Here is a 21547-nt window from a genome sequence, read left to right on the forward strand (position 1 = left end):
TGGTGGATGCGTTAGAATGGAAGTGCATGTGGTTGATTTTCTTTGGTGTGGTTACCAAGAAGACTACCACATGCGCTCCTCAAACGCCATCCCCACTTGTTCATAATGACATGAGACTCGACAATTATAAGGCTAGCCTAATCATCTTCAACGGAGCAGATGACACAATTTCGTTCGCTCAACGTATAGAGAGAATTAGCAGGAGAAAATTTCGTGAAACCAAAGCAGACCGCGCTCGCGTTTCCATTGGTGCTATTGCTATCCATAGCGAGTATCGTCGTTCGCGCCTACATTGCGCCTGCCATTCGACCGGCGGCGCAGGCAGGAGAACCCCGGATGCTTCAGCTGCCAAAGCCTCACCATATGATAAAGCGTCATGTTAAACCGACATGGGATACGACTAAGCGCGTCGCGCTGCCGCCAAGGAAGACGGTTGCGCAGCAGATCGCGGATTTGAAGACGGATCGATAGATTCCCAGTTGGAAGAGGTTCGAAAAAAGCCCGCCCCGCGCATAGCGCGGGGCGGGCTTCGTCGTGTGAGACGATGCTGACTAGGGGTGCTGCCACCATATGGTCAGGGCGCCGGCGCTGGGGCCAGCGGCGTTGTCGTAGATGCGGTCGTTTTCGTGACCGGCAAGGATGACGGCGGAGCCGTAGTTCCAGCCGCCGCTGTGTCCGCCGGCGTTATTCGCATTGAACCATGCGTTCAGGTTCGGTATTCCCAGGCCCGCCGCGAAGGCGAAGGCCGGACCGGCGTTGTTGTAAATGCCGACCGTGGTGCGGGCGCCGTATGTGCCGCGCAGCCCCTTGAAGACGCCGAACCAGATATCGAACGGTCCCGCCGGGGACTGGTAGTAGTTGGAATACGCATCGCCGGGGGCGGGAATGGAATCGCAGGTGTGCCAGATGATAAACGCCGTCTTGCCGTTTTTCCCGTTGTTGCCGCCGTATCCTGGCAGCGTGCGGTAATCGATCAGGTCGGCGTTGTTGCTGTATGTCGTGGAGACCCACGGCGCGCCATGTCCTTCGTAAAGGACGACCTGGTTTTTGCCGACGAAGTTGGCGCTGTTGTCACCAATACCGCCCGCCGGCCAGTTCTCCCAAAGCCACGGGTAATCCCAGAAATACTGGTTGAAGTGGACCGGCTTGTAACCGATGGGAGTCAGGATGGAGTTGGCGGCTTCCAGATTGGTATGGAAGCGCCAGGCGTCGTCGAGGAAGCGGTCATCGCCACGCACGACATAGATACCGTAGTCGATCGGAGACGCGCCGCTGCCGACATGCGCAACGACGCCTGTCCGCGCCGGTTCGGTCGCGGGGTTCTGATTGATCGGCGCATCATTGATGGCTTCAGGCGGCGTATTGGAAGCGGGAATGACAAACGTCTGGCCGCTGAGATCCCCTTCGCTGCTTCGAAACTCCACCTGGAAGCGGTAAGCCGGCTGGACGAACTTCAGTCCCTGCTCGACATACGCCAGATCGTAGTTCATCAACTTATAAGTGATCTTAGGGTCAGTCTTCCGCAGAAGTCCGATCAGCGCACCTAGTTTTCTGCTGAACTCAGCTGCGGCTTCGCTGTACGGTTTCCAGTCGACTTTGGCGGTATCGTACGCCAGCGGGCGCATCGTGCGCGTCACGCCGACGGGGCCGGCGCTCGACAGATCGACGGAGAGCAGCGAGTACGGTCCATCGATCCGCAGTCCGTCAGCGCGATGGATGATGTTGACGGTGCGCAGAACATCCGTCCCTTTCGGCTTGGCTCCGACCGCTTCACCCGTTCCTCGCGCCGTGGTGACGATATCGGAGGGCTCCAGCGAGCCGATACGAACGGCGGGAAGCAGCGCGACCTCCTGAAGGTAGTCCAACGCATTCTTGGACGCGGCGCGCGGATCGGGAGCGGCGCCGGTCGCCAGCGCAAGGTTCGGAGTGAAGATCAGGCGGCCATCGCTGAAGTCGCTGATGATGCGAACACTGCCGTCGCCGTCGACGAACGTCTGCTGCCGTTTGTCCGAGTTGCCGCCTCCGGCAATCAGCCCACGCCGACGGGCAAAGCCGGCGACCTGACTGGTTGTCAGATCCGGCGCGCCAAGCGTGAAGATATGGTAAGTAGCCGCGGCGGTGCCGCGATACGGCGTAGCGGTGACCACACGCGCCACGCCGGCGATCGCGCCGGTTGGGAGCACCGCTTGGATCGTGGTGACGCCAGTCACAACATAGGAACGGGCGTTGGTCTTGATCAGTGAAAATCGAGTATCGGCTCCAGGCGTAACCTGATTGTTCGGCGACGAGAATGAGAAGCCGATGGTATCGGCTGTGGGGCTGCGCCAGGCCGTTAGCGGGGCTTTGGTTCCGCCGCCATCACTCCGCCAATCCACATCCGTCAGGACGGGGCCAAAGTCAGAGCGAGTCACCAGCGTCAAATTTGCGGTGGACGACGCCTTGTTGGTGACATGGACATAGAAATCCAGCGAGCCGGCGGTCGTTTCACGGATCACACGGTCCTGAACGATTCCGGACGCCAGCACGGCGCCGGTCGAAGACGTAATTTGAAACGGGATCGCTTCGTCGCGGATAATGGATCCTGCGAGTTCCGGTCGAGCTGCTGAAGTCGTTCCGGGAACCAGCACTGTTGCTCCGGGGACTATCGGGACAGCGTTCGCCGCCGCCACGCCAAGGCAGGAAATCATGGCGACTGCGCCAATGATCTTATGCGCCTGCTGTAAACTTCTGTGTTGCATAAATCCTCCTATGGATTGTCATTGTCGCAAATACTGATAAAAGACAAAACGTCGTTGTTGGGAGAACAAGCCCCGGCGCGAGATATCCGGTATTTGTGCAATCATTGGAATCTTAAGCATAATCAATGCCAAGTCCCTGGTAACACTACGAGGCTCCCCTCAAAAACCACAATTTCATCGAAACAGCGAGCAGGCATGATAAAAACGAAGTTTTCGATTGTCGCCAAACGGGGTAAATGATCGTGGATATCCTCCTAGCCCGTCATGCACGGAAAGAAATTACGACGGCGGAGGAGAAGGAGAACGATCATGGCGGATCTGATTACCGGCTTATTTCGCGACCGAGCCTCGGCGGAGCGCGCGGTTGCTGACCTGGAAGCATTAGGATATCGTCAGAACGATATCAGTGTGATTATTCGTGACGAGACGGCGCGCCGCGAATTCGCGGAAGCAACCGGCACGAAGGCGACGGAAGGCGCCGGCGTCGGCGCCGCGATCGGCGGAACGCTGGGCGCGATCGTCGCGGCCCTGACCGCTACCGGCAGCGTTGCGGCCATCGCCGCGACCGGCGGCGCGGCTATCCCGCTTGTCGCCGGTCCTCTGGCGGCGGCGCTTGCAGGAGCGGGCGCCGGTGGCCTGGGCGGCGGCATCATCGGCGGCCTGGTCGGCGCGGGCATCCCCGAGGAAACCGCACGCACATATGAAACCGGACTTAGCACCGGCGGCATTCTTGTTGGCGTCCACGCCGACGCCGCCAACGCCACACGTGTCCGCCAGGCGCTGATCGCCGACGGCGCTGTGGACGTTCAGGGCGCGCTCGCGGGCGCGGCGCTGTAAACACGACCAGAGAAACGATTCGATCAACATGGGCCGGGATGCGCCAATCGCGCATCCCGGTCTTTTGTTCTTCCGCTCTGGTACAATCTCCCCATGCCCTCCCCCACCTATGATGTCATCGTCATCGGCGCTGGTCACAACGGCCTCGTCTGCGCCTGCTACCTGCAGCGCTTCGGATACCGCGTGCTGGTCGTCGAGCGCCGTCCGATTGTCGGCGGCGCGGTCTGCACCGAAGAGATCTGGCCGGGATACAAGATCGACATCGGTTCGTCCGTCCATATCATGATCCACCAGACGCCGATCGTCAAAGATTTGGAACTCACGCGTTATGGTCTCTCCTATATTGAGATGGACCCGTGGGCGGCTTTTCCCCTGCGGGACGGACGCGCGATCTGCTTCCACCGTGACCTCGACAAAACATGCGCCAGCATCGCCCAGGTCTCCCCGCGCGACGCGGCCGCTTACAAAGATTTCATCACGCGCTGGGGACCGGTAGCGCGCGGCGTGTTCAAAGCGTTCCAGGAGCCGCCGACGATGGCGAACTTCGGACGCCACGTCATCATGGCGAAATCTCCCGGAAGAAACACCAGCGACACCCTGCGCATGATCTTGTCAGGATACGGCCGTCTGCTGCATGAGACGTTCGAAAGTACGGAGATGCGCGCGGCGCTGGGGTGGCTTGCGGCGCAGTCGGGACCGCCACCCACGGAGATTGGCTCCGGCCCCTTCGCCGGCTGGCACGCCGCTCTGCACGAGACAGGCGCTTGGCGCGCCAGGGGCGGCTCCGGCGCGCTCACAGCCGCGATGCGCCGCGCCTTCGAGGCCCAGGCCGGCGAAGTGCTCACCGACGCTCCTGTCGAGCAGATCCTCGTGGAAAACGGACGCGCCTGCGGCGTTGAGGCCGGCGGCCAGAGATACCGGGCCAAAGCCGTCGTCTCCGCCTGCCATCTGATGACGACCATGCGCACGCTGCTCGCGCCCGAGCACATTCCCGACGATCTGAAACGACGCCTGGACGCCCTGAATGTCGGCAACGGCTTCGGCATGACCGTCCGCTGCGCCGCTTCCGAGCTGCCCGATTACGGCGCCGGTCAGCCACATGAAGTCCACCAGGCAATGCAGCTTCTCTGCCCCACCCCCGAATATTTAATGGACGCCTACGCCGACTACGCCGGCGGCCGCCCATCGCAAAAGCCGCCCGTTCTCGCCATGACCTTCAGCGCCTTAGACAGCACGCTCGCCCCCGAAGGCAAGCATATCGTCCAGCTCTGGTCCCAATACTTCCCCTACGACCGCCGCGACGGCCGTTCCTGGGACGACGTCCGCGAGGGAGTCGCGGACAGCATCTGCGAAACCCTCTACGACTATGCGCCCAACATGCGCGGAGCCATCGAACAGCGCTTCATCCAAACCCCTCTCGATCTCGAACGTACCCTTGGACTGCTGCGCGGCAACGTGATGCACCTCGAAATGTCCCTGGACCAGATGTTCGCCTTCCGCCCCCTCCCTGAACTCTCCGAATACCAGAGCCACATCCCTGGCCTCTTCTTAACAGGAGCGAGCACCCACCCCGGCGGCGGCGTCTTCGGCGCCTCCGGCGCGAGCGCCGCTCGCGTGGTTCGAAAGGCGCTGGGGCGTAGGCGATAGCCCTCACCCTCGGTCCCTCTCCCGGGCGGCTAAAGCCTGGGAGAGGGATGTCCAAGGGTCGCAATCCAAACGTGGTTCTCGTAATCCCGAAACGACAAACAATTGGCCCAAACGAATTGAGCGCATTGCGCGCAGCAACGTTTGGGCCGTGATCTTTGGACACCCCTCTCCCAGGCTTCCGCCGGCCGGGAGAGGGGCCGGGGGTGAGGGTTTCCCACGAATAAACCGATAATGAAGACGGCGGCGTCGTGAGACGCGGCCTGTGCGGGAATCGTACGCCCCGCCGCTCTTCAGGAGGTTATTCCGTGGCAACATTTGTATATGACGCCCTTGATCCGTCCGGACGCGAGGTCAAGGGAAAAATAGAAGCGGACAACGAGCAGATGGTGATGTCGCGCCTGCACGAGCAGCATTTCCATATTCTCTCCGTCAGCGAAGCAAAGGCGAGCTTCAAGCTGCAGTTCGCATCGAAGACGCAGAAAGTAAAGCTGCCGGCGCTGGTGGTCTTCTCGCGCCAGTTCGCCACCATGATCGACGCCGGTATCCCCATCATCAAATGCCTGGACATTTTGGAGAGCCAGATCAAGGAAGAGGGACTGAAAGGCGTCATCAATGCGACCAAGAAAGATGTGAAGGGCGGCCTATCGCTGACGGACGCGCTCGCCAAACATCCCCACGTCTTCAGCAAACTTTATGTCAACATGATCCGCGCGGCGGAAATTGGCGGTATTCTCGATATCATTTTGGATCGGCTTGCAGGATTTCTCGAAACGGAAATGGAAATAAAGGGCAAAGTAAAGTCCGCGATGATGTATCCCATCATCGTACTATGCTTTGCAGGCATTATGGTCGTCGCCTTGTTCCTCTTCGTACTGCCGCGGTTCAAAGAGATCTTCATCTCAATGAACGTGGAAATGCCGCCGACCACGCAGTTTTTGTTCGACGCCAGCGATTGGCTGCAAAAGTTCTGGTGGCTAGTTATCATCATGGTAACCGGCGCCATCGTCGCCGTCAAGAAGTACGACAAGACAGTCAAAGGCCACTTCGTTTTGGATGGACTGAAGCTCAAGCTGCCGATCTTTGGCGACTTGGTGCTGAAGATGAGCATCTCGCGCTTCGCCCGGACATTTGGAACGCTGATTGCGTCCGGCGTTCCGATGATGCGGTCTCTGGAGATTATCGGCGAGACTTCAGGCAACGCGGTGCTTGCCAATGCGATCAATAACGCGCGCAACGCAATTCGCGAAGGCGCGAAGATCAGCCATCCGCTTGCGGCGTCCGGGTTGTTTCCTTCGATGGTCACACATATGATCGATGTCGGCGAGGAAACAGGCCGCCTGGCGGAAATGCTGACGAAGGTTGCGGATTTTTACGACAATGAAGTCGACGCCATGGTCAAGGGATTGACGTCGATGATCGAGCCGCTGCTGATCGTCTTTATGGGCGTCGTGGTCGGTTTTATCGCCATCTCCGTCATGGCGCCGATCTTCAAACTAGTAACGTCCATCCATTGATCGAATTGTAAGTTGTTCTTCGCCGGTCCCGAAGGTATCAGTCCAGGGACGGCGAAGGAATTGGGGGGATATGGGAGCAGAAACAGCAGCAGCAGGTCCTTCACAGTGGGACGGTCAGGAACGCCGAAGTCCGAGCCGCCTGGACGATGAAGCGCGGGCGCGCCGACTTTTGATCAAATATAAAGCCGGTGGATCCGATGCGGCGGCGGCGCGTGAAGCGCTCGTACTGCAGTTCCGGCCACTTGTCCAAAAGCAGGCGCGCCAGTTCATGAGCGCCGCTGTTCCCTTGGAGGACTTGATCCAGGAAGGCTTCCTGGGACTTATGCACGGGATCGATCAGTACGATCAAACCCGCGGCGTGAAGCTGATTACCTACGCCACCCACCATATCGACGGTCATCTTCGCCATTTTCTCCGGGACCGCGTTCAGATCATCAAGGAGCCGGCGTGGCTTCAAGAACTGGCGCAGAAAGTCCGGCGCGAGATTGAAACGCTTACCCAATCACTTGGACGCGAGCCAACCGATCAGGAAACGGCCCAGTCGCTGGGATTAGCGGAATCCGAGATCGTTCGGATCAAATCCACGCGCGCCATCTTCGCCGTGACCTCGCTCGATGAAGCTCAGGAGACTGGCGGCCCCGCCGCACATGTCGCCGAAAGCAATCTGCGCGCTACCACTGCCGAACTTCCCATCGAAGACCGGGTCGTTCTGGAGAATGCGCTTGTCCGGCTGAAAGAAATCGAGCAGAAGGTTCTTTACAGCTTCTATTATGAGGACCGGAGCCAGACGGATATCGCCCGCGCGCTCGGCGTCTCCAACAACTATATCTCACATATTCTGAAAAACTCGGCGCGCAAACTGCAGCAGATGTTCCGCAGCGACGCCGTCCGCGAAGCCGCGCTTCAGCATGAAGGACGCCGAAAACGAATTGCGAGCCTGGGACCGATCGCGGCGGACGACTACGACGAAGCCCCCACAACGGTCGTTGACGCCGTCACGGGTCTTTACACGAAAAGCTATTTCGAAGCGCGTCTGGAAGAAGAAGTATCACGGGCAAAGCGGCACGAACTGGAGCTGTCCGTAGTGCGGGTGCTGGTGGGAAATGATCTGCCGGAAGCGTCTTACTTCGCTCAGGTGGCGCAGACCGTCAATGAGTGCATGCGGCGTTCGGACTTAGTGGCGAGGATTGGGGATCACGAAATCGGAGCGATGCTGCCACATACGGGCACGACCAAAGAGATCGTCCGCAAGCGCTTGATCACACAACTGATCGCACTGCGTGACGCCATGCCGCACCCGTTCACGATTACGCTGGGCGCAGCCTCGTTCCCAGAGTTCTCTCACAAGAACGATCTGATGGATGCGGCGGCTCCCGTGAATGCGCTGGATTAGCGCATCGGACGCACGCTAGTCGCCGATTCCCATCAAACGGCGGAGGGCCGCGAGATCGTAAGGATCGCCTTCGGCCACGGCGGCCTTCACGCTCTCCTCTTCCGCCATGGCGGCGCCGCGCGCAAGGTTTTGCTTCAGAAGAAACGCGATCGTCTCCACGAGTCGCGCGTTCGCCTGCGACAAGCTCTGGATGGACTTCATGAGGTCCTCCCATTGCGCGCGGGTCAGCATCACTGTCTCGTCCGTCAGTTCCTCATCATCTTCCATGTCCGGATTATACCCAGATGTATTCATGATAATGCTCGCAGTTCTACCAGAAACTGGCAAGGTCACAGCAATTAAAGGTTGACGCCGTTCACATTCAGATGGAACTTGCATCCCAGGAAGTCCGCCGCTCGGTGGCATAATACCATACGGAGCACGAAAATCTCAAAATACTCCGTGACCGAAGCGTGCTGCGTATCGATCGTCAGCTCTAGGATGATGGACTTCGTGGCCGCGTCCACGCGCAGGTAAGACTTCTGGACGGCGTAATTGACGCGGTCGTGAATATCGAACTTGATCGGATCGCTGACCTGAACGCGTGAGAAGTGCACGTCGGATTTGTCCGCGATAATCACCGCCGCCGAGACTGCCGAGATCGGGACGCCGTTCGGCTCTTCGTGGTTGCCGATCGCTCCGATCACCGTTGCGATCTCCCCCGCCGACATCCCCATCTGTGTCAGGATCGTATAGGCGATCAGCGCTCCCGCTTCGACGTGGCCGATACGATTGACGACGCATCCCATGTCATGGAGATAACCGGCGATGGCCGCAAGCTCCGCATCTCGTTCTTCGCGGCCTAAATTCGTCAGGATGCTGCGCGCGATGGTCGAGACGATACCCGCATGCCGGTGCCCATGTTCCGTGTAGCCAATCGCCTGCATCTGTTCGTTGGCGCGTGTGATATACGTGCGCACTCGGCTATCGTGGCGTATGTCTTTGAGTGTCAGGAGATCCGGCTTCTCCGCCTTCTCCACTTTCTCAGTTTTTTCGATCTTCTCTTCGATTTCCATTATTTTGGCTGTCCTATCGTTACCGACGCCAGCGTTCCCGACGACACCGTCACAAGTCCGCCAGCCACACTGTCCCAATTAATCCGGAATGTCACGCCGCCGTCAGCGTCCGTCGGCGCATCCACACGGTCGGCTTTACCTCCGGTCACCTCGATGTGGACAGGCATCGCCTGTCCCGGCTTCTGCGCCCCATTCAAAATCTGCACCGACAGCACGCTCCGCCGCGTCGGGCTCGCCGGATCGGCGGCGATCCGGGCGCGCACGGCGTAAATGTCGGTCACGGGGACGACCGGCGGGCTGACGGTGATTGTCGTCGAGTAAAGCTGCCCCTTGTAAAGCGCGGTGATCTTTGCGGCTCCGGCCGCGAGCGCCACAAATCCGCCGCTCTGGTCAACAAAGCCCGCGCCTCCGGACGCTGGTCCCTGCCAAATCACTTCTGCGGCGTCGCCTTTGATCGTCTTGGCGCCATCCACAATCTTCAGCGTCGTAACGCCGCCGATGGGAAGCGTCGAGGCGGCCGCGACGACCTGTGGGCCGCGCACAAACGCCGCCGGAGGCATCCCCACGACGTTTTCCGGCTGGATCTCCATAACCGGCAGCAGAGGCTGCTCCGGCGCCGTTTGGATGTAAGGTTTATCACTGCCGATCAAGAGCATGTCCGCTACGGGGCGCTCGTCACCCACGCCACCTGGACTGCTGATCGTTATACCCCCAACCGCCATCGATGTCGAGCCGCCGCCGTCCAGGTTGATCGCTTCCGAGGCGCCATATCGCTTCATGATCGCCGCCATGGCGGCCAGGGAAACGCCTTTGGAAATGGTTTGACGCCCATCGACCGTAACAATGTAAAGGCGGCTTCCCTCAGCGTTCGTCCCCACGGCGGTTCTGGGATGAGTGCTGTCGGTGAAGTTCGAATCGAACCCTTCCGCAGCGCCGTCCACGCTAATTTGACCGCCGACCAGCAGGCGCGGCCCCCCGCCGATCGCGTGGGAGATACGCCCCCAAAGAAACGCCTTACGATCGATCCCGGCTCCCGCCCGTGACGGCAGATCGCCTTCACGCGGCAGGTTTGCTACCTGCACGGAAGAGGTGAGCGAATTCGGCGTCCCCACCCCCAGGACAAACCCCACAGTGTCTCCCGCATGCACATGCGCCGACAGAAAGTTCGATCCGGCTCCCGGCGCGCCGGCAATTACAAGCCCATTGGCTGGGATCGGTGTCACACCATTGCTCGACGCCAGCACGGCTTCCACTTTGCCCTGAACCATCTTGTTGGCGCGCAGCGGCAGATTGACTCCCGACAGCACGATATCGGTTCCGCCGGGTTTATTCGCCGTTGCGTCGCCATAGATGCTGCTGTACACGACGATCTCTCCCGGCCCGCCGGCGCGATTGATCCCACGGATCACCACACGCTGGCCATCAGCCGCCTGAAAGTCGCCCAGAAACCCCAGAACGTCAAACAGCGCCCGTTTGCCGTCGTCGGTAATGCCCATCGCCGCGCGCGGCCCGCCCTTTGCGTTCCCGGTCCACGGTTCCGAGAAGATCTCCCCGTTGCGGATTCCGACCCCGAGCGGATCTCCCGTATAAGGAAAGTAATCGCCATTTACGGCCACCAGCGCCCGATGCCGCTTGGCGATCTGCGCAACATCTTCTCGTCCCTTGGTCACGTCAGAGCCGGCGATCTTATCCTGCCCGATCGCGACCTCGGGATGCACGCTCGCCACCGTGAGATCGACCGAGACGACATTGATGACAAGGGGAGTTTTCGTGTCGATTTCCTGCGTCAGCGTCACGCCCGGAGCCAGCCGTTTAGTGACCGTGCTCGCCTGGCAGACAGAGGCGGCGAAAGACAGCAACAGGACAAGGCTCAGGGGGGATGTTTTGTTCATCGTGACGTGTGCAGGGCGCGGGACTTGATGGGAATATTATACCGGAGGGAAATATTTGTGTCAAACGGAGAAAGGCGCTTCGTAAAAAACAAAAAACGCCATCGCTGAGCAGCGATGGCGTCTTTCCGTCTCAATTTAATCCGGCCGTACTGTCGCTTCGAGTACGGCTTCCGCCATGTAGATCGGCGCGTGGGCGCGGACCGCGACGGCGATGGCGTCGGACGGGCGAGCGTCGATGTCCAGCGTGCTGCCGTCGGCGCGCACGACATTGATCTTCGCGTAAAACGTGTCGTTCCAGAGATCGTCGATGGTGATGCGTTCGATCTTCACGTCCAGGCGTTCTAAGGCCAGCTTAATGAGATCGTGCGTCATCGGCCGGTCGGGCGCCTCGCCCTCCAGCGCCATCATGATCGCCCAGGCTTCGAACTGGCCGACCCAGATCGGAACGCGGCGGCCTTTGTTGTCGCGCAATAGTACAAAATGCTGCGCGGGGGAGCCCTGCTCCTGGTGAACGTAGACGTTCACCACTTTGATCTCTTTTTCATTGAGAGACCGCGGCGTACGGTTCTCTGTCTCGGAAGAAAACCCGTTTTCCGGCGATCCTTCAAAGGAGTCCGGCGTTAAGGGATTGCCTTCGCCGCCCATGCGCCCCCCCAGTGAGCCTTCCGGTTCCGGATCTTGCGGCCGCCAATCATCACCAAACAGTTTATCGAAGTCGCTTGCCAACCGATGCCTCGCTTCCTAAATAAGGGCCGGCGCCGCGCCAACGCGTCAGTCGTCACGTCGTCCCGTCTTGCTGACCGTGCGCAGGAATTCTTTATTACTCTTACTGTTGTTCAAGCGGTCAATCAACAGCTCCGTCGCTTCCACCGTACCCAGTCCCGCCAGAACGCGGTGCAATTGGTAAACGGCCTTCAAACTCTCATCGTCGTAGAGCAGCTCTTCCTTGCGGGTGCTGGATTCCTTGACGTTGATGGCCGGGAAGATACGCCGGTTGGCGATCTCTCGATCGAGCTTCAATTCGGAGTTGCCGGTTCCCTTGAACTCTTCGAAAATAATGTCATCCATACGCGAGCCGGTCTCGACCAGCGCCGTGGCGATAATCGTCAGGCTGCCACCATTCTCTATATTACGGGCGGTGCCGAAAAATCGTTTCGGCCGGTAAATCGCCGCCGGGTCCAAACCGCCCTGGAGCGTGCGCCCGGACGGCGTGACCGTCAGGTTCGAGGCGCGCGACAGTCGGGTCAAGCTATCCAGAAGCACTACGACATCCTTGCCGGACTCGACCAGACGCTTCGCCTTCTCCAGAACCATGTCCGCCACACGCATGTGGTTTTCAGGCAGTTCATCGAAGGTGGAGGAGACGACTTCGCCGTTCACGGAGCGACGGATGTCTGTCACTTCTTCCGGGCGCTCATCGATCAGCAGCACCATCAGTACGACTTCCGGGTGGTTCTGGGTGATGGAGTTCGCGATGGATTTGAGAATGGTGGTCTTACCGGCCTTGGGCGGCGCGACAATGATCGCGCGCTGGCCCTTACCGATTGGAGCGATCAGATCGATGACTCGGGCGGTGAGATTCTTCGCATCCGTTTCGAGCACTAAACGATCATTGGGATAGATCGGAATGAGTTCGTCGTAATTGACGCGGTTACGGGCTTGATCGGGAGAAACGCCATTCACGGATTCAACGCGCAGAAGGCCGTAATACTTCTCGGTGTCCTTGGGAGGGCGAACCTGGCCGGAAACCGTGTCGCCGGTCTTCAGGCCGAACCGCTTGATCTGGGCCTGCGCCACATAGATATCCTGCGAATTCGGATCGAAGTTGTTTTGGCGAAGGAAGCCCCAGCCATCCGGCAGAATTTCCAAAACTCCGGATCGGATCAAAGGCGCGGGCGCATCTCCGTCATTGTTCTGGGACGGCGGGGGGGCGCCGTTGTCTTTTTCCGGTCGGGCGGCGCCGGATTCGATGTCCTCGTGTGCCATGGTGGTTCGCATATGCCTCTACAGTCGGTCGTATCCCATCGGATGGGCAGACCATTTGAAAGAATTTTGGATCAGAATTCGGGAACGGGGATTATGTCAAAAAGAGATGGACGTAATGACGAATCGAGGCTGGGGAGCACGCGAGATGCATGTTCCCCAGCGTTCTTGCACTAATTATACCATGTTCGCGGATTTTTCAACCAAAAATGATTGGCGTTGGAATCCTTAGAAAAGTTCCGTGGCTAGCCGCCGCCATAGATCTCGGGCTTAAGCACACCGATATACGGCAAGCTGCGATACTTACCCTGGTAATCCAGGCCATAGCCGACGACAAATTGGTCTTCCACCTTGAAGCCGAAGTAGTCGACCGGAACGTCCACACGGCGGCGGACGGGCTTATCGAGCAGCGTGCAGACCTTGACGGAAGCGGCGCGGCGCGAGCGCAGGTTTTCCAGCAAGTAAGAAAGACGCAGGGTCAAGCCTGTGTCCACGATATCCTCGACCACGAGAACATGCTTGCTTTCGACGCTTTCGTCTAAGTCCTTCAAAATACGGACCACGCCGGATGATTTCGTATCCGCTCCGTAAGAGGAGACGGCCACGAAGTCGTAAGCGACGGGGATCGTGATTTGACGGACCAGGTCCGCCAGGAAGATATTGGCGCCCTTCAAGATGCAGATGAGCATCAGGTCCTTCCCGGCGTAATCCAGGGAAATCTGCGCGCCAAGCTCCGCGACGCGCGTGGCGATCTGTTCCTGCGTCAGCAGAACCTCCGCCACATCCTCTTCCAGATCCATCTGTACCGATGCCATATCAGCTTAACCTTCCCCTACTGTTTCAAACTTACCTGCTGCAGACGCAGTCGAACGAGAAATTCCTCGATTGCGTCGCGGTTCGGAGTATTTTCCGGAAGCGGCGATTTCTGCGCCGCTTCGTCCAGTTGCACGAATAATCGCTCGATCTCACGGACATACGGTCCGTCGTCAGCCGTCATGAGCACATGCTCGCGGACCTTTGCGTCAATCAGCGACGCAAGGTCCAAACCAAAGCGCTCGTTGAGCACGGTCAAGTTGGATTCTACCACGCCTTCGCTCAGCACGACGATCCCCGTCATCAAAACTCGGAACAAATAGAGAAGCCGTTTGACGGTCTTCTCATCATCCGATTTTTGATAGGCGCGCCACTCACTGAGCGCGAAACCGCGATAGTGCCGGATCAGACGGCGGCTCAAACTGGCCTGCGCCAAAGTTTTTAACTCTTCGTGCGCCGGCGACGTCAGCACCACCCAGGGCGAAAAGATCTGCTCGAGTACGTAGCCGCTGGGCTTGATCAGCAGACGTAAGTACTTCCCAAGATCATGCGCCACCATCTCGGTTTCCAGTCCATCAACCCACCCCTTCGGCTCCAATGTCTCCACAGGGCGAGAAAGTGAAATCAACGTACTGAGCGGCGCCAGAAACGCCCCGCGCAGATCGACATCACTGTCGGGCGACGGGAACCCATAAAGGTGCGCGCCGCTGACAGTGACGAAGATCAGATTGGGAACGTTTTCTCGCGCGAATGGTTCAAACCGGGCCAGATCCATGGGAGGATGTTACTCCCACTCGATGGTGGCCGGCGGCTTGCTCGTGATGTCGAGCACGACGCGGTTGACGCCCGGTACTTCATTGACGATACGGCTGGAGATTCGTTCCAGAACTTCGTAGGGAAGACGCGCCCATTCGGCGGTCATGGCGTCTTCGCTGGTGACGGCTCTTAAAACAATCGGATAAGCGTAGGTGCGCTGATCGCCCATTACGCCGACGCTCTTGATCGGAATCAGCACGGCAAACGACTGCCACACTTTGCGGTACAGACCGGCGCGCTTGATTTCATCAATGATGACCCAGTCAGCGCTGCGCAGAAGGTGCAGGCGCTCCATCGTCACTTCGCCGATAATGCGAATGGCGAGGCCCGGGCCGGGGAACGGTTGGCGCCAGACCATGTCGCTCGGAAGTCCAAGTTCCTCGGCCACCGCGCGTACTTCATCCTTAAACAAGAAGCGAAGCGGCTCGACGAGCTTCAGGTTCATGTTCTCGGGCAGGCCGCCGACATTGTGATGCGTCTTGATTTTCGCGGCGCTCTTAGTGCCGGATTCAATCACATCCGGGTAAAGCGTGCCCTGCGCCAGGAACTTGGCGTTGGTCAGCTTCAAAGACTCTTCTTCGAAGACACGCACAAACTCTTCACCAATGATCTTGCGTTTGCGCTCGGGATCGGTTACGCCGGCAAGCCTGCCGACGAAGCGCTCCACGGCGTCAACATAGATGAGGTTGATGTTGAACGCGGCCGCGAACTTGCGACGCACATCGTCTTCCTCGCCCTTGCGCAGCAGACCGTGGTTGACAAAGATACAGGTGAGCTGGTTGCCGATCGCCTTGTGGACCAGAGCGGCGACGGTACAGCTGTCGATGCCGCCGGAAAGGCCGCAGACCACTTGGTTCTCGCCGACTTGCTTGCGGACCAGATCGATCTGCTGCTCGATGAACGAACCCATCGTCCAGAGGCCGTGCGTCTCCACGACTTTCTCCAGGAAGTTACGGATGATCTCCGTGCCCCAGGGAGTGTGAACGACTTCCGGATGGAACTGTACGGCGTAGAAGCGGCGCTCGGCGTCGTACATAGCGGCGACAGGGCAGCTATCCGTCGCGGCGGCGATGGTGAATCCGGGCGGGGGAGCTTCCACCGTGTCGCCATGGCTCATCCAGCAGATCAGGTCTCGGTTGAGTCCCTCGAACATAACCGTCGGATCGAGGACGTCCAGGCGAGTTTTGCCGAACTCTTTGAGCGTCGCCATGCTGACGACGCCGCCGAGGTCGTTCGCCATGCTCTGCATGCCGTAGCAGATGCCGAGGATCGGCAGGCCCAAATCATAGATCGCCTTATCGATCCTGGGAGCGCCGGCTTCATAGACCGAAGACGGGCCGCCCGAGAAAACGAGCCCGACCGGGTTCCGCGCCTTGATGGTTTCAATAGGAACGTCGTACGGCAGGATTTCGCAGTAAGTGTGGCACTCGCGAATACGGCGAGCGATCAGCTGCGTATACTGCGCGCCGAAATCGAGAACGATGATTAACTCACTCGGAGTCACGGGCGCAATCGCTGCGCCGGAGGTTTGGTCTGTAGACATATTGTTTAGCGCCCCTGCCCTACGTGCTGAGCGCGCTGCTGCGCTTTCCCCTCAGTCGCGATACTTGGGGCAATCACCAGTTCCGCTTGCTGCATTTCACGGATCGTGCGCGCGCCGCAGGACGCCATCGACATGCGCAGCGCACCGACCAAATTCATTGTGCCGTTATCATTGTGGGCCGGTCCCAGCAGTATCTCCTGCAGCGTCCCCATCACATTCGTCTTGATGCGGGTTCCGCGCGGCAGGTCGGCGCTGGACGTCGACATTCCCCACGAGTATCCCCGCGCGGGCGCTTCTTCAGCGGCGGCGATACTGGAGCCCAGCATCACGGCGTCGGCGCCGCTCGCAATCGCCTTGGAGATATCGCCGCCGGTGCGCATGCCGCCATCGGTGATAATCGGGACATACTTGCCGGTCCGCTCGAAGTAGAAATCACGGGCGGCAGCGCAGTCGGCGGTCGCCGTAACCTGCGGAACTCCAAGCCCAAGAACGAGGCGCGTTGTACAGATCGCGCCGGGGCCGACGCCCACCAGAACGGCCGCCGCGCCCGCTTCCATCAGCTCCAGCGCGGCGCCATAGCCCACGCAGTTGCCGACGATCACCGGGATCGGAGAATCTTGAATGAACTTCACGAGATCGACAACCTCGGTATGCGTGGAGTAATGACGAACGCTCGTCACCTGGCTGGCCACAACAAAGATGTCGCAGCCAGCCTCCACAGCGGCGCGCGCCACATGCGGCGCGGTCGCGGGAACGGAAGAGATGGCGCAGATACCGCCTGCGGACTTGATTTCCTGGACGCGGCGGGCGATCAATTCTTCCTTGATCGGCTCCGCGTAAATGGTCTGAATTTTTTGTACGATGCCTTCGGAGGGCGCTTCCGCGATCTCCTGCAGAATGGCTTCGGCATCTTCGTAACGCGTCTGTACGCCGTCTCCATTTAAGACAGCAAAACCGCCGAGACGGGACATCTCGACGGCGAGGGCGGGATGGACTGCGGCGTCCAGCGCGCTGGCGATGACAGGAATGGAGAAACGGTGCTTACCAAGTTCCCAGCTCGCGTCAACATCGCGCGGATCCACTGAAAGAGCGGAAGGCGCCAGCGCCACTTCATCAAACCCATAGACGCGTCGCGCTTTTTTGTTTCCACCCAACGTGATCGTCTGTTCCAAAACTTCGCTACCCCTATCGCTTTTCGCCATAGTATACCTGACGAAAGGGGCCAAATGTCAATGCGCCACTCTCACCACGACCGATACAATGGGAGCGTCACGCTTGCTTCGAAACGATTTACTGGATTGAGGACAACGGCGCTGATCTTCGGATCAGCGCCGTTGTTGAGAGGAAATTACCGAACGCCGAGCAGAAGTTCGAAGGTCAAAAAGGCGGCTGGCGGTTGAAACCGCGCCTCCAAGAGCGCAGAAGTCCGCCTTCGCGGACTACATGATCCAAGGCGATACCGTCTACAATATGCGTTTTGTAAAGCGGTCACGTTTACGAACGTATAACCCACGCAGGTGGGTTTCAGCGCACTTGCAGGCGCGGTTTTAACCGCCGGCGCCTTGTTGTTATTTACAGTAGGTACTACCGAACGCCCAAGAGAAGTTCGAAGGTCAACTGGTCGAGTTTCTCATAAGGAAGAGGCTTGAGCGCGAGCGCTTCCGGATCGAGATCCAGGGACTTCAGGGCGGCGAGGTTCTCGGTGGAGTAGCCGGCGCTGAGGACGGTTTCGGCGGCGCTGTCGCCGGCATTGATCTCTTGCAAGAGCGCCTGGATCTCGGGATCCGCGTTGAATTGCTGCGCCTTTTCCTTGAGGATCAAATACGAGCGCATACAGCCCTTGGCGAACTCCCAGACATCGGCGGGGTCGCTCGTGCGCAGGGCGTGGGCGTCGAAGTGCTTGGGGCCGTCGTACTTGTAGTCTTCCAGCAGTTTCACTAAGAAGAAGTTCGACTTATAGTCTTCCTGGCCAAAGCGCAGGTCCTGATCGAACCGGCCCGGCTTCTGGCCGTTGAGGTCGATATGGAACAGCTTGCCCATCTCCAGCGCCTGCGCCACGGCGTGGTAGAAGTTCAGGCCCGCGATGGTGTCGTGGGCGTACTCAGGGTTGACGCCCACCATCTCTGGATGCGCCAGCGTGCTGATAAAGCCCAGCATCGCGCCGACCGTCGGCAGGTAGATATCCCCGCGCGGTTCGTTCGGCTTGGGCTCAAGTGCGAACTTCATGCCATAGCCCTGGGACATCGTGTATTCCGACAAGAAGTCCAGAGCCTCACGGAAGCGCTTGAGGGCCGTGACGGCGTCCTTGGAGGCATCGACTTCCGTGCCTTCGCGGCCGCCCCAGAAGACATAGATCTTCGCGCCCAGCTCCGCGCCGAGGTCGATCGACTCGACCGTCTTACGCAGCGCGAACGCGCGCACTTTGGGATCGTTAGACGTAAACGCGCCGTCTTTAAAGACGGGATGCGAAAACAAATTGGTGGTCGCCATCGGCACGACAACGCCGCTATCGGTCAGCGCCTGCTGGAACTCGGCGACGATCCGGTCCCGCTCCTGCGCGGACGCCCCGAACGGCACCAGGTCGTTGTCGTGCAGGTTGACGCCCCACGCGCCAAGTGCGCCGAGCTTATGCACGCGCTCGACCGGTGTGACCGGCGTGCGCACCGGCCCGCCAAACGGGTCCGCGCCCGGATTGCCCACGGTCCAAAGACCAAATGTAAACTTGTCGGACTTTTGGGGAACGAAATTTCCCATGATTTCTCTCCTCTATACGATATTCTTTGCTTTATGAAGACGCATTGTCGCAATCGTTGCGACGCCTCCCGTTTGTTCCCCATCGACCGCAAACATTCCTGCTTGTCAATTGAAATATTTCAACTAAAATTATTCGACCTATAAGTCTCCTGGACGAACTTCGCCGATCTCGCGTCCATCGGCCTGCAATCGAAGTCTGCCGAACCAGATCTGCGCGATCGCGGCGGGCCTCTTGGTCCGGGAACGGATCGTCAGCGTCCGGCGTTCAAAGTCAATACGGGCAATCGTTCCAAGATCCATCAGCGCTCCGTGTGTATCGACCAAGCCGACCAGCAGCCCGGCGAACATTTGGGCCGCGACAATCGTCAAAGAACGTGTCTTGAAGGTTGATTCGATCCCCGCAAGCTCTGTGGTATCCCACCCCTCCCGTTTCGCGACAATATAGAGGGCGCCGCCCGGCAGCGTTTCGGCATGCATGATTGGGGCTTGCAGAGACGTGCTGAGAAATTGGATCAGGTGCCGCTGCATAGGAACGCCCGCGCCAAGCCATGTCCCGATCAGATCGACATCGTCGAATGGGACGGCGATCTCCTTGAAGTCGAGCAGCGCAGCCTGGAAACGCGCGGCTCGGTGCGTGGCGCGCGCCGCCGTGGTTTTGCGGCCGACCTCGGGGCTTGGGGCTATTCTCCAAATTTCAGGCGATTGCAGATGTCGGAACTGAGAAACAAGCGGGTCCAGCTCATCGCCGCGTTCGATCGCCACGATGACTTGGGGCTGCAGAAGCTCAGCGACGCGGCGATGCAGTTCGCGGGCAGAACTCCCACGGACATGGCCGCCGCTGTCGATGAGAATCAGGTCTGGGTTGCGCTTTTGGAGCAGACGCATCATCTGGCTGGCGCCGACGCTGAGAGAAAGGACATGGCGTATCGGGTTGTTGACGCCGACGAAGTATGCGCCGACTGGGTCCAGTTGCCGAAGTCCACGCACTTCCGCGCTTCCCGGAACTGGGGTGATCGCCGCAGCGACCGTCGCTGGCGGGCCAACCTCCCCCTGTCCGAGATCGCAGTCGAGAACGCCGACGGAGGCGCCGGCGGCGAACCGCCGCAAAAGCGTCTCGCGCACGAAGGTCGACTTACCCGTGTCTACGCCGCCAATGACCAAAACCGCCGATCCGTTGGGCAAGACATCCAGGCGAGCATCCAGATCTTCGCGAGTCATCGTTGGCGTTTCTTGCATGTTTGCTCGCTTGGGATACAGATATTATCAGAATTCACCGATAATCATTAATAATCGTTCGTGGAAGCCGAAATATTCGGCAAAATAAGTCGAAATTTGGCAACCCAATATGAAAAACCCGGAAAATCGCCGGTATAATGAAAATGGCTCATTTAAGACGAGGAGGTCTTTATGAAACAGCCTCTTATGCATATTCCGCCCGCACAGGCGGAAGCCCTGTACGACGCCGCTTTAAATACACAGAAGCAAGAAGTCCGTACTCGATACGGCGCTCGTCCCGTTGCGGACGACTGGGATGACCGCGCGCCCGCTGAGGACGCCGATCACCGCTGGACCCAAAACCCCTCGAACTCGCATGGCAAGTCCGATGTTTCCAGCCGCCAAGTCCACCACTAAATAACAGTCGATCGCCCACACTCCCATGGCGCTTTCAGCGGCCGGCGGGCGCGTAGAGATCGAATGCGTTCTTTTGCAGCGCCCAGGACTGCCCCAGCTCGTCGAAGAGCACCCGGTGGAAGTCTTGGGACTGTGACCACAGATCCTCAAACCACGCGCTCAAATCCGCCACGTTGTCAGGCTCGCGCACGACGACGTTCATCTCCGTCGGCTGTCCTTCCTTGCCCAGCGTCACATTGCTCGATCCCACCACTGCGATTCCTTTGTCCCACGTATGTCCCTCAGGATAATCGATCAGAGAGACCTTGGCGTGGATAAAACCGTGGGTGTAAAGGCGAATTTTGAGGCCGCCGTCGGCGATGCGGCGCGCCAGGGTCAGCAAAAGCGCGTGTGTTTCCGCGCAGCGCGGCAGGCTGTCAATCGTGCGGCGCAGGTTCAGCGCCGTCTCCGCGAGGATTAAGTCGTGGGCGCTGCGCAGCGTGGAGGCCATGTCCTCCTGATCGCGCACCCATTCCTCGCCACCACGCAGACGTGCGTCGGCCTCGACACGAACCTGTTCCTCGCTGACGCGGCTGACAACATTTCCAATCAGGATATTGGTTTCATGCAGATGTTCGATCTGCTCGCGTAAGGGAACGAGTCCGTCCAAAAAGAGGTAGCCCACGGCGAAGCGCGCCGCGTGGGCGCCTTCCCCGATCAGGTCGTAAATGCGGCTTGCGAGACGCAGCCGCCGGTTATCGATGACGTCCAGTGACATGCGTCCTTATTATACCGAAAAGACCAATGGAAATATTACCGGATTTCGTGACTTCCGGTTGAAATACACTCGATCCATGGTATATTATAGACGATTTTGATCAAAAGGCATGAAAAAATGGCTCGGCTGTCATCGCATTGCCGGGCTTAAAAAAATCCGAAACCTTGACAACG

The 21547-nt window shown here is 59.1% G+C and carries 19 protein-coding genes; 6 read left to right on the top strand and 13 right to left on the bottom strand.

Features of this window, described 5'->3' with window-relative positions; all coding sequences use genetic code 11:
• The first annotated feature begins 213 nt into the window (after nucleotides 1-213).
• Nucleotides 214-471 (top strand): hypothetical protein, encoded by a 258-nt coding sequence (locus ABIZ35_RS27225; protein WP_348223088.1) that lies wholly within the window; start codon nucleotides 214-216, stop codon nucleotides 469-471.
• 80 nt (nucleotides 472-551) lie between these two features.
• On the opposite strand, the gene ABIZ35_RS27230 is transcribed toward ABIZ35_RS27225, so the two are convergent.
• The gene (locus ABIZ35_RS27230; protein ID WP_348223089.1) at nucleotides 552-2738 is read right to left on the bottom strand and encodes a hypothetical protein; all 2187 of its coding nucleotides are present in this window, start codon (nucleotides 2736-2738) and stop codon (nucleotides 552-554) included.
• 309 nt (nucleotides 2739-3047) lie between these two features.
• Between ABIZ35_RS27230 and ABIZ35_RS27235 the strand changes: the two genes are divergently transcribed.
• The 4 genes from ABIZ35_RS27235 to ABIZ35_RS27250 all read left to right on the top strand — a co-directional run bounded on the left by ABIZ35_RS27235 (nucleotide 3048) and on the right by ABIZ35_RS27250 (nucleotide 8129).
• Nucleotides 3048-3575, top strand: coding sequence for a hypothetical protein (locus ABIZ35_RS27235; protein WP_348223090.1), 528 nt, complete (start codon nucleotides 3048-3050; stop codon nucleotides 3573-3575).
• Between the two features lie 93 nt (nucleotides 3576-3668).
• Complete coding sequence (locus ABIZ35_RS27240; RefSeq protein WP_348223091.1) at nucleotides 3669-5222, top strand: NAD(P)/FAD-dependent oxidoreductase; 1554 nt, start codon at nucleotides 3669-3671, stop codon at nucleotides 5220-5222.
• A 305-nt stretch (nucleotides 5223-5527) separates the two neighbouring features.
• Nucleotides 5528-6736, top strand: a complete 1209-nt coding sequence (locus tag ABIZ35_RS27245) for a type II secretion system F family protein (RefSeq protein WP_348223092.1) — start codon at nucleotides 5528-5530, stop codon at nucleotides 6734-6736.
• A gap of 70 nt (nucleotides 6737-6806) precedes the next feature.
• The gene (locus ABIZ35_RS27250; protein ID WP_348223093.1) at nucleotides 6807-8129 is read left to right on the top strand and encodes a sigma-70 family RNA polymerase sigma factor; all 1323 of its coding nucleotides are present in this window, start codon (nucleotides 6807-6809) and stop codon (nucleotides 8127-8129) included.
• 15 nt (nucleotides 8130-8144) lie between these two features.
• On the opposite strand, the gene ABIZ35_RS27255 is transcribed toward ABIZ35_RS27250, so the two are convergent.
• The 11 genes from ABIZ35_RS27255 to ABIZ35_RS27305 form a co-directional block, all read right to left on the bottom strand.
• Complete coding sequence (locus ABIZ35_RS27255) at nucleotides 8145-8423, bottom strand: hypothetical protein (protein ID WP_348223094.1); 279 nt, start codon at nucleotides 8421-8423, stop codon at nucleotides 8145-8147.
• A gap of 44 nt (nucleotides 8424-8467) precedes the next feature.
• Nucleotides 8468-9184 (bottom strand): HD domain-containing protein, encoded by a 717-nt coding sequence (locus ABIZ35_RS27260; protein ID WP_348223095.1) that lies wholly within the window; start codon nucleotides 9182-9184, stop codon nucleotides 8468-8470.
• Nucleotides 9184-11076 (bottom strand): phosphodiester glycosidase family protein, encoded by a 1893-nt coding sequence (locus ABIZ35_RS27265; RefSeq protein WP_348223096.1) that lies wholly within the window; start codon nucleotides 11074-11076, stop codon nucleotides 9184-9186. Before ABIZ35_RS27265 ends, ABIZ35_RS27260 begins: the two co-directional genes overlap by 1 nt.
• A 135-nt stretch (nucleotides 11077-11211) precedes the next feature.
• Nucleotides 11212-11802, bottom strand: coding sequence for a bifunctional nuclease family protein (locus tag ABIZ35_RS27270; protein ID WP_348223097.1), 591 nt, complete (start codon nucleotides 11800-11802; stop codon nucleotides 11212-11214).
• 45 nt (nucleotides 11803-11847) lie between these two features.
• Nucleotides 11848-13074: a transcription termination factor Rho gene (gene rho, locus ABIZ35_RS27275; protein WP_348223098.1), complete on the bottom strand. Its 1227-nt coding sequence runs from the start codon at nucleotides 13072-13074 to the stop codon at nucleotides 11848-11850.
• Nucleotides 13075-13304: 230 nt separating this feature from the next.
• On the bottom strand, nucleotides 13305-13853 hold the full coding sequence (gene hpt, locus ABIZ35_RS27280; protein ID WP_348223113.1) for a hypoxanthine phosphoribosyltransferase: 549 nt from the start codon (nucleotides 13851-13853) through the stop codon (nucleotides 13305-13307).
• A gap of 38 nt (nucleotides 13854-13891) precedes the next feature.
• The gene (locus ABIZ35_RS27285; protein WP_348223099.1) at nucleotides 13892-14647 is read right to left on the bottom strand and encodes a nucleotidyltransferase domain-containing protein; all 756 of its coding nucleotides are present in this window, start codon (nucleotides 14645-14647) and stop codon (nucleotides 13892-13894) included.
• Nucleotides 14648-14656: 9 nt separating this feature from the next.
• Nucleotides 14657-16231 (bottom strand): glutamine-hydrolyzing GMP synthase, encoded by a 1575-nt coding sequence (gene guaA / locus ABIZ35_RS27290; protein ID WP_348223100.1) that lies wholly within the window; start codon nucleotides 16229-16231, stop codon nucleotides 14657-14659.
• Nucleotides 16232-16236: 5 nt separating this feature from the next.
• Entirely contained in the window at nucleotides 16237-17433 is a 1197-nt protein-coding gene (locus ABIZ35_RS27295) for a GuaB3 family IMP dehydrogenase-related protein (protein ID WP_348223101.1), read from the bottom strand.
• Between the two features lie 382 nt (nucleotides 17434-17815).
• Entirely contained in the window at nucleotides 17816-18985 is a 1170-nt protein-coding gene (gene xylA, locus ABIZ35_RS27300) for a xylose isomerase (RefSeq protein ID WP_348223102.1), read from the bottom strand.
• Between the two features lie 138 nt (nucleotides 18986-19123).
• A complete protein-coding gene (locus ABIZ35_RS27305) occupies nucleotides 19124-20203 on the bottom strand; it encodes a Clp1/GlmU family protein (protein ID WP_348223103.1) in 1080 nt (359 codons plus the stop codon).
• A gap of 189 nt (nucleotides 20204-20392) precedes the next feature.
• Between ABIZ35_RS27305 and ABIZ35_RS27310 the strand changes: the two genes are divergently transcribed.
• Nucleotides 20393-20617, top strand: coding sequence for a hypothetical protein (locus ABIZ35_RS27310; protein ID WP_348223104.1), 225 nt, complete (start codon nucleotides 20393-20395; stop codon nucleotides 20615-20617).
• Between the two features lie 34 nt (nucleotides 20618-20651).
• Here the strand turns inward: ABIZ35_RS27310 and ABIZ35_RS27315 are convergent, their stop codons facing one another.
• Nucleotides 20652-21374 carry a phospholipase D-like domain-containing protein gene (locus ABIZ35_RS27315; protein WP_348223105.1) on the bottom strand — a complete coding sequence of 241 codons (723 nt, stop codon included), beginning with the start codon at nucleotides 21372-21374 and terminating at the stop codon, nucleotides 20652-20654.
• Between the last annotated feature and the right edge of the window lie 173 nt (nucleotides 21375-21547).

Source organism: Capsulimonas sp. (genome assembly GCF_039929585.1).
GTDB lineage: Bacteria > Armatimonadota > Armatimonadia > Armatimonadales > Capsulimonadaceae > Capsulimonas.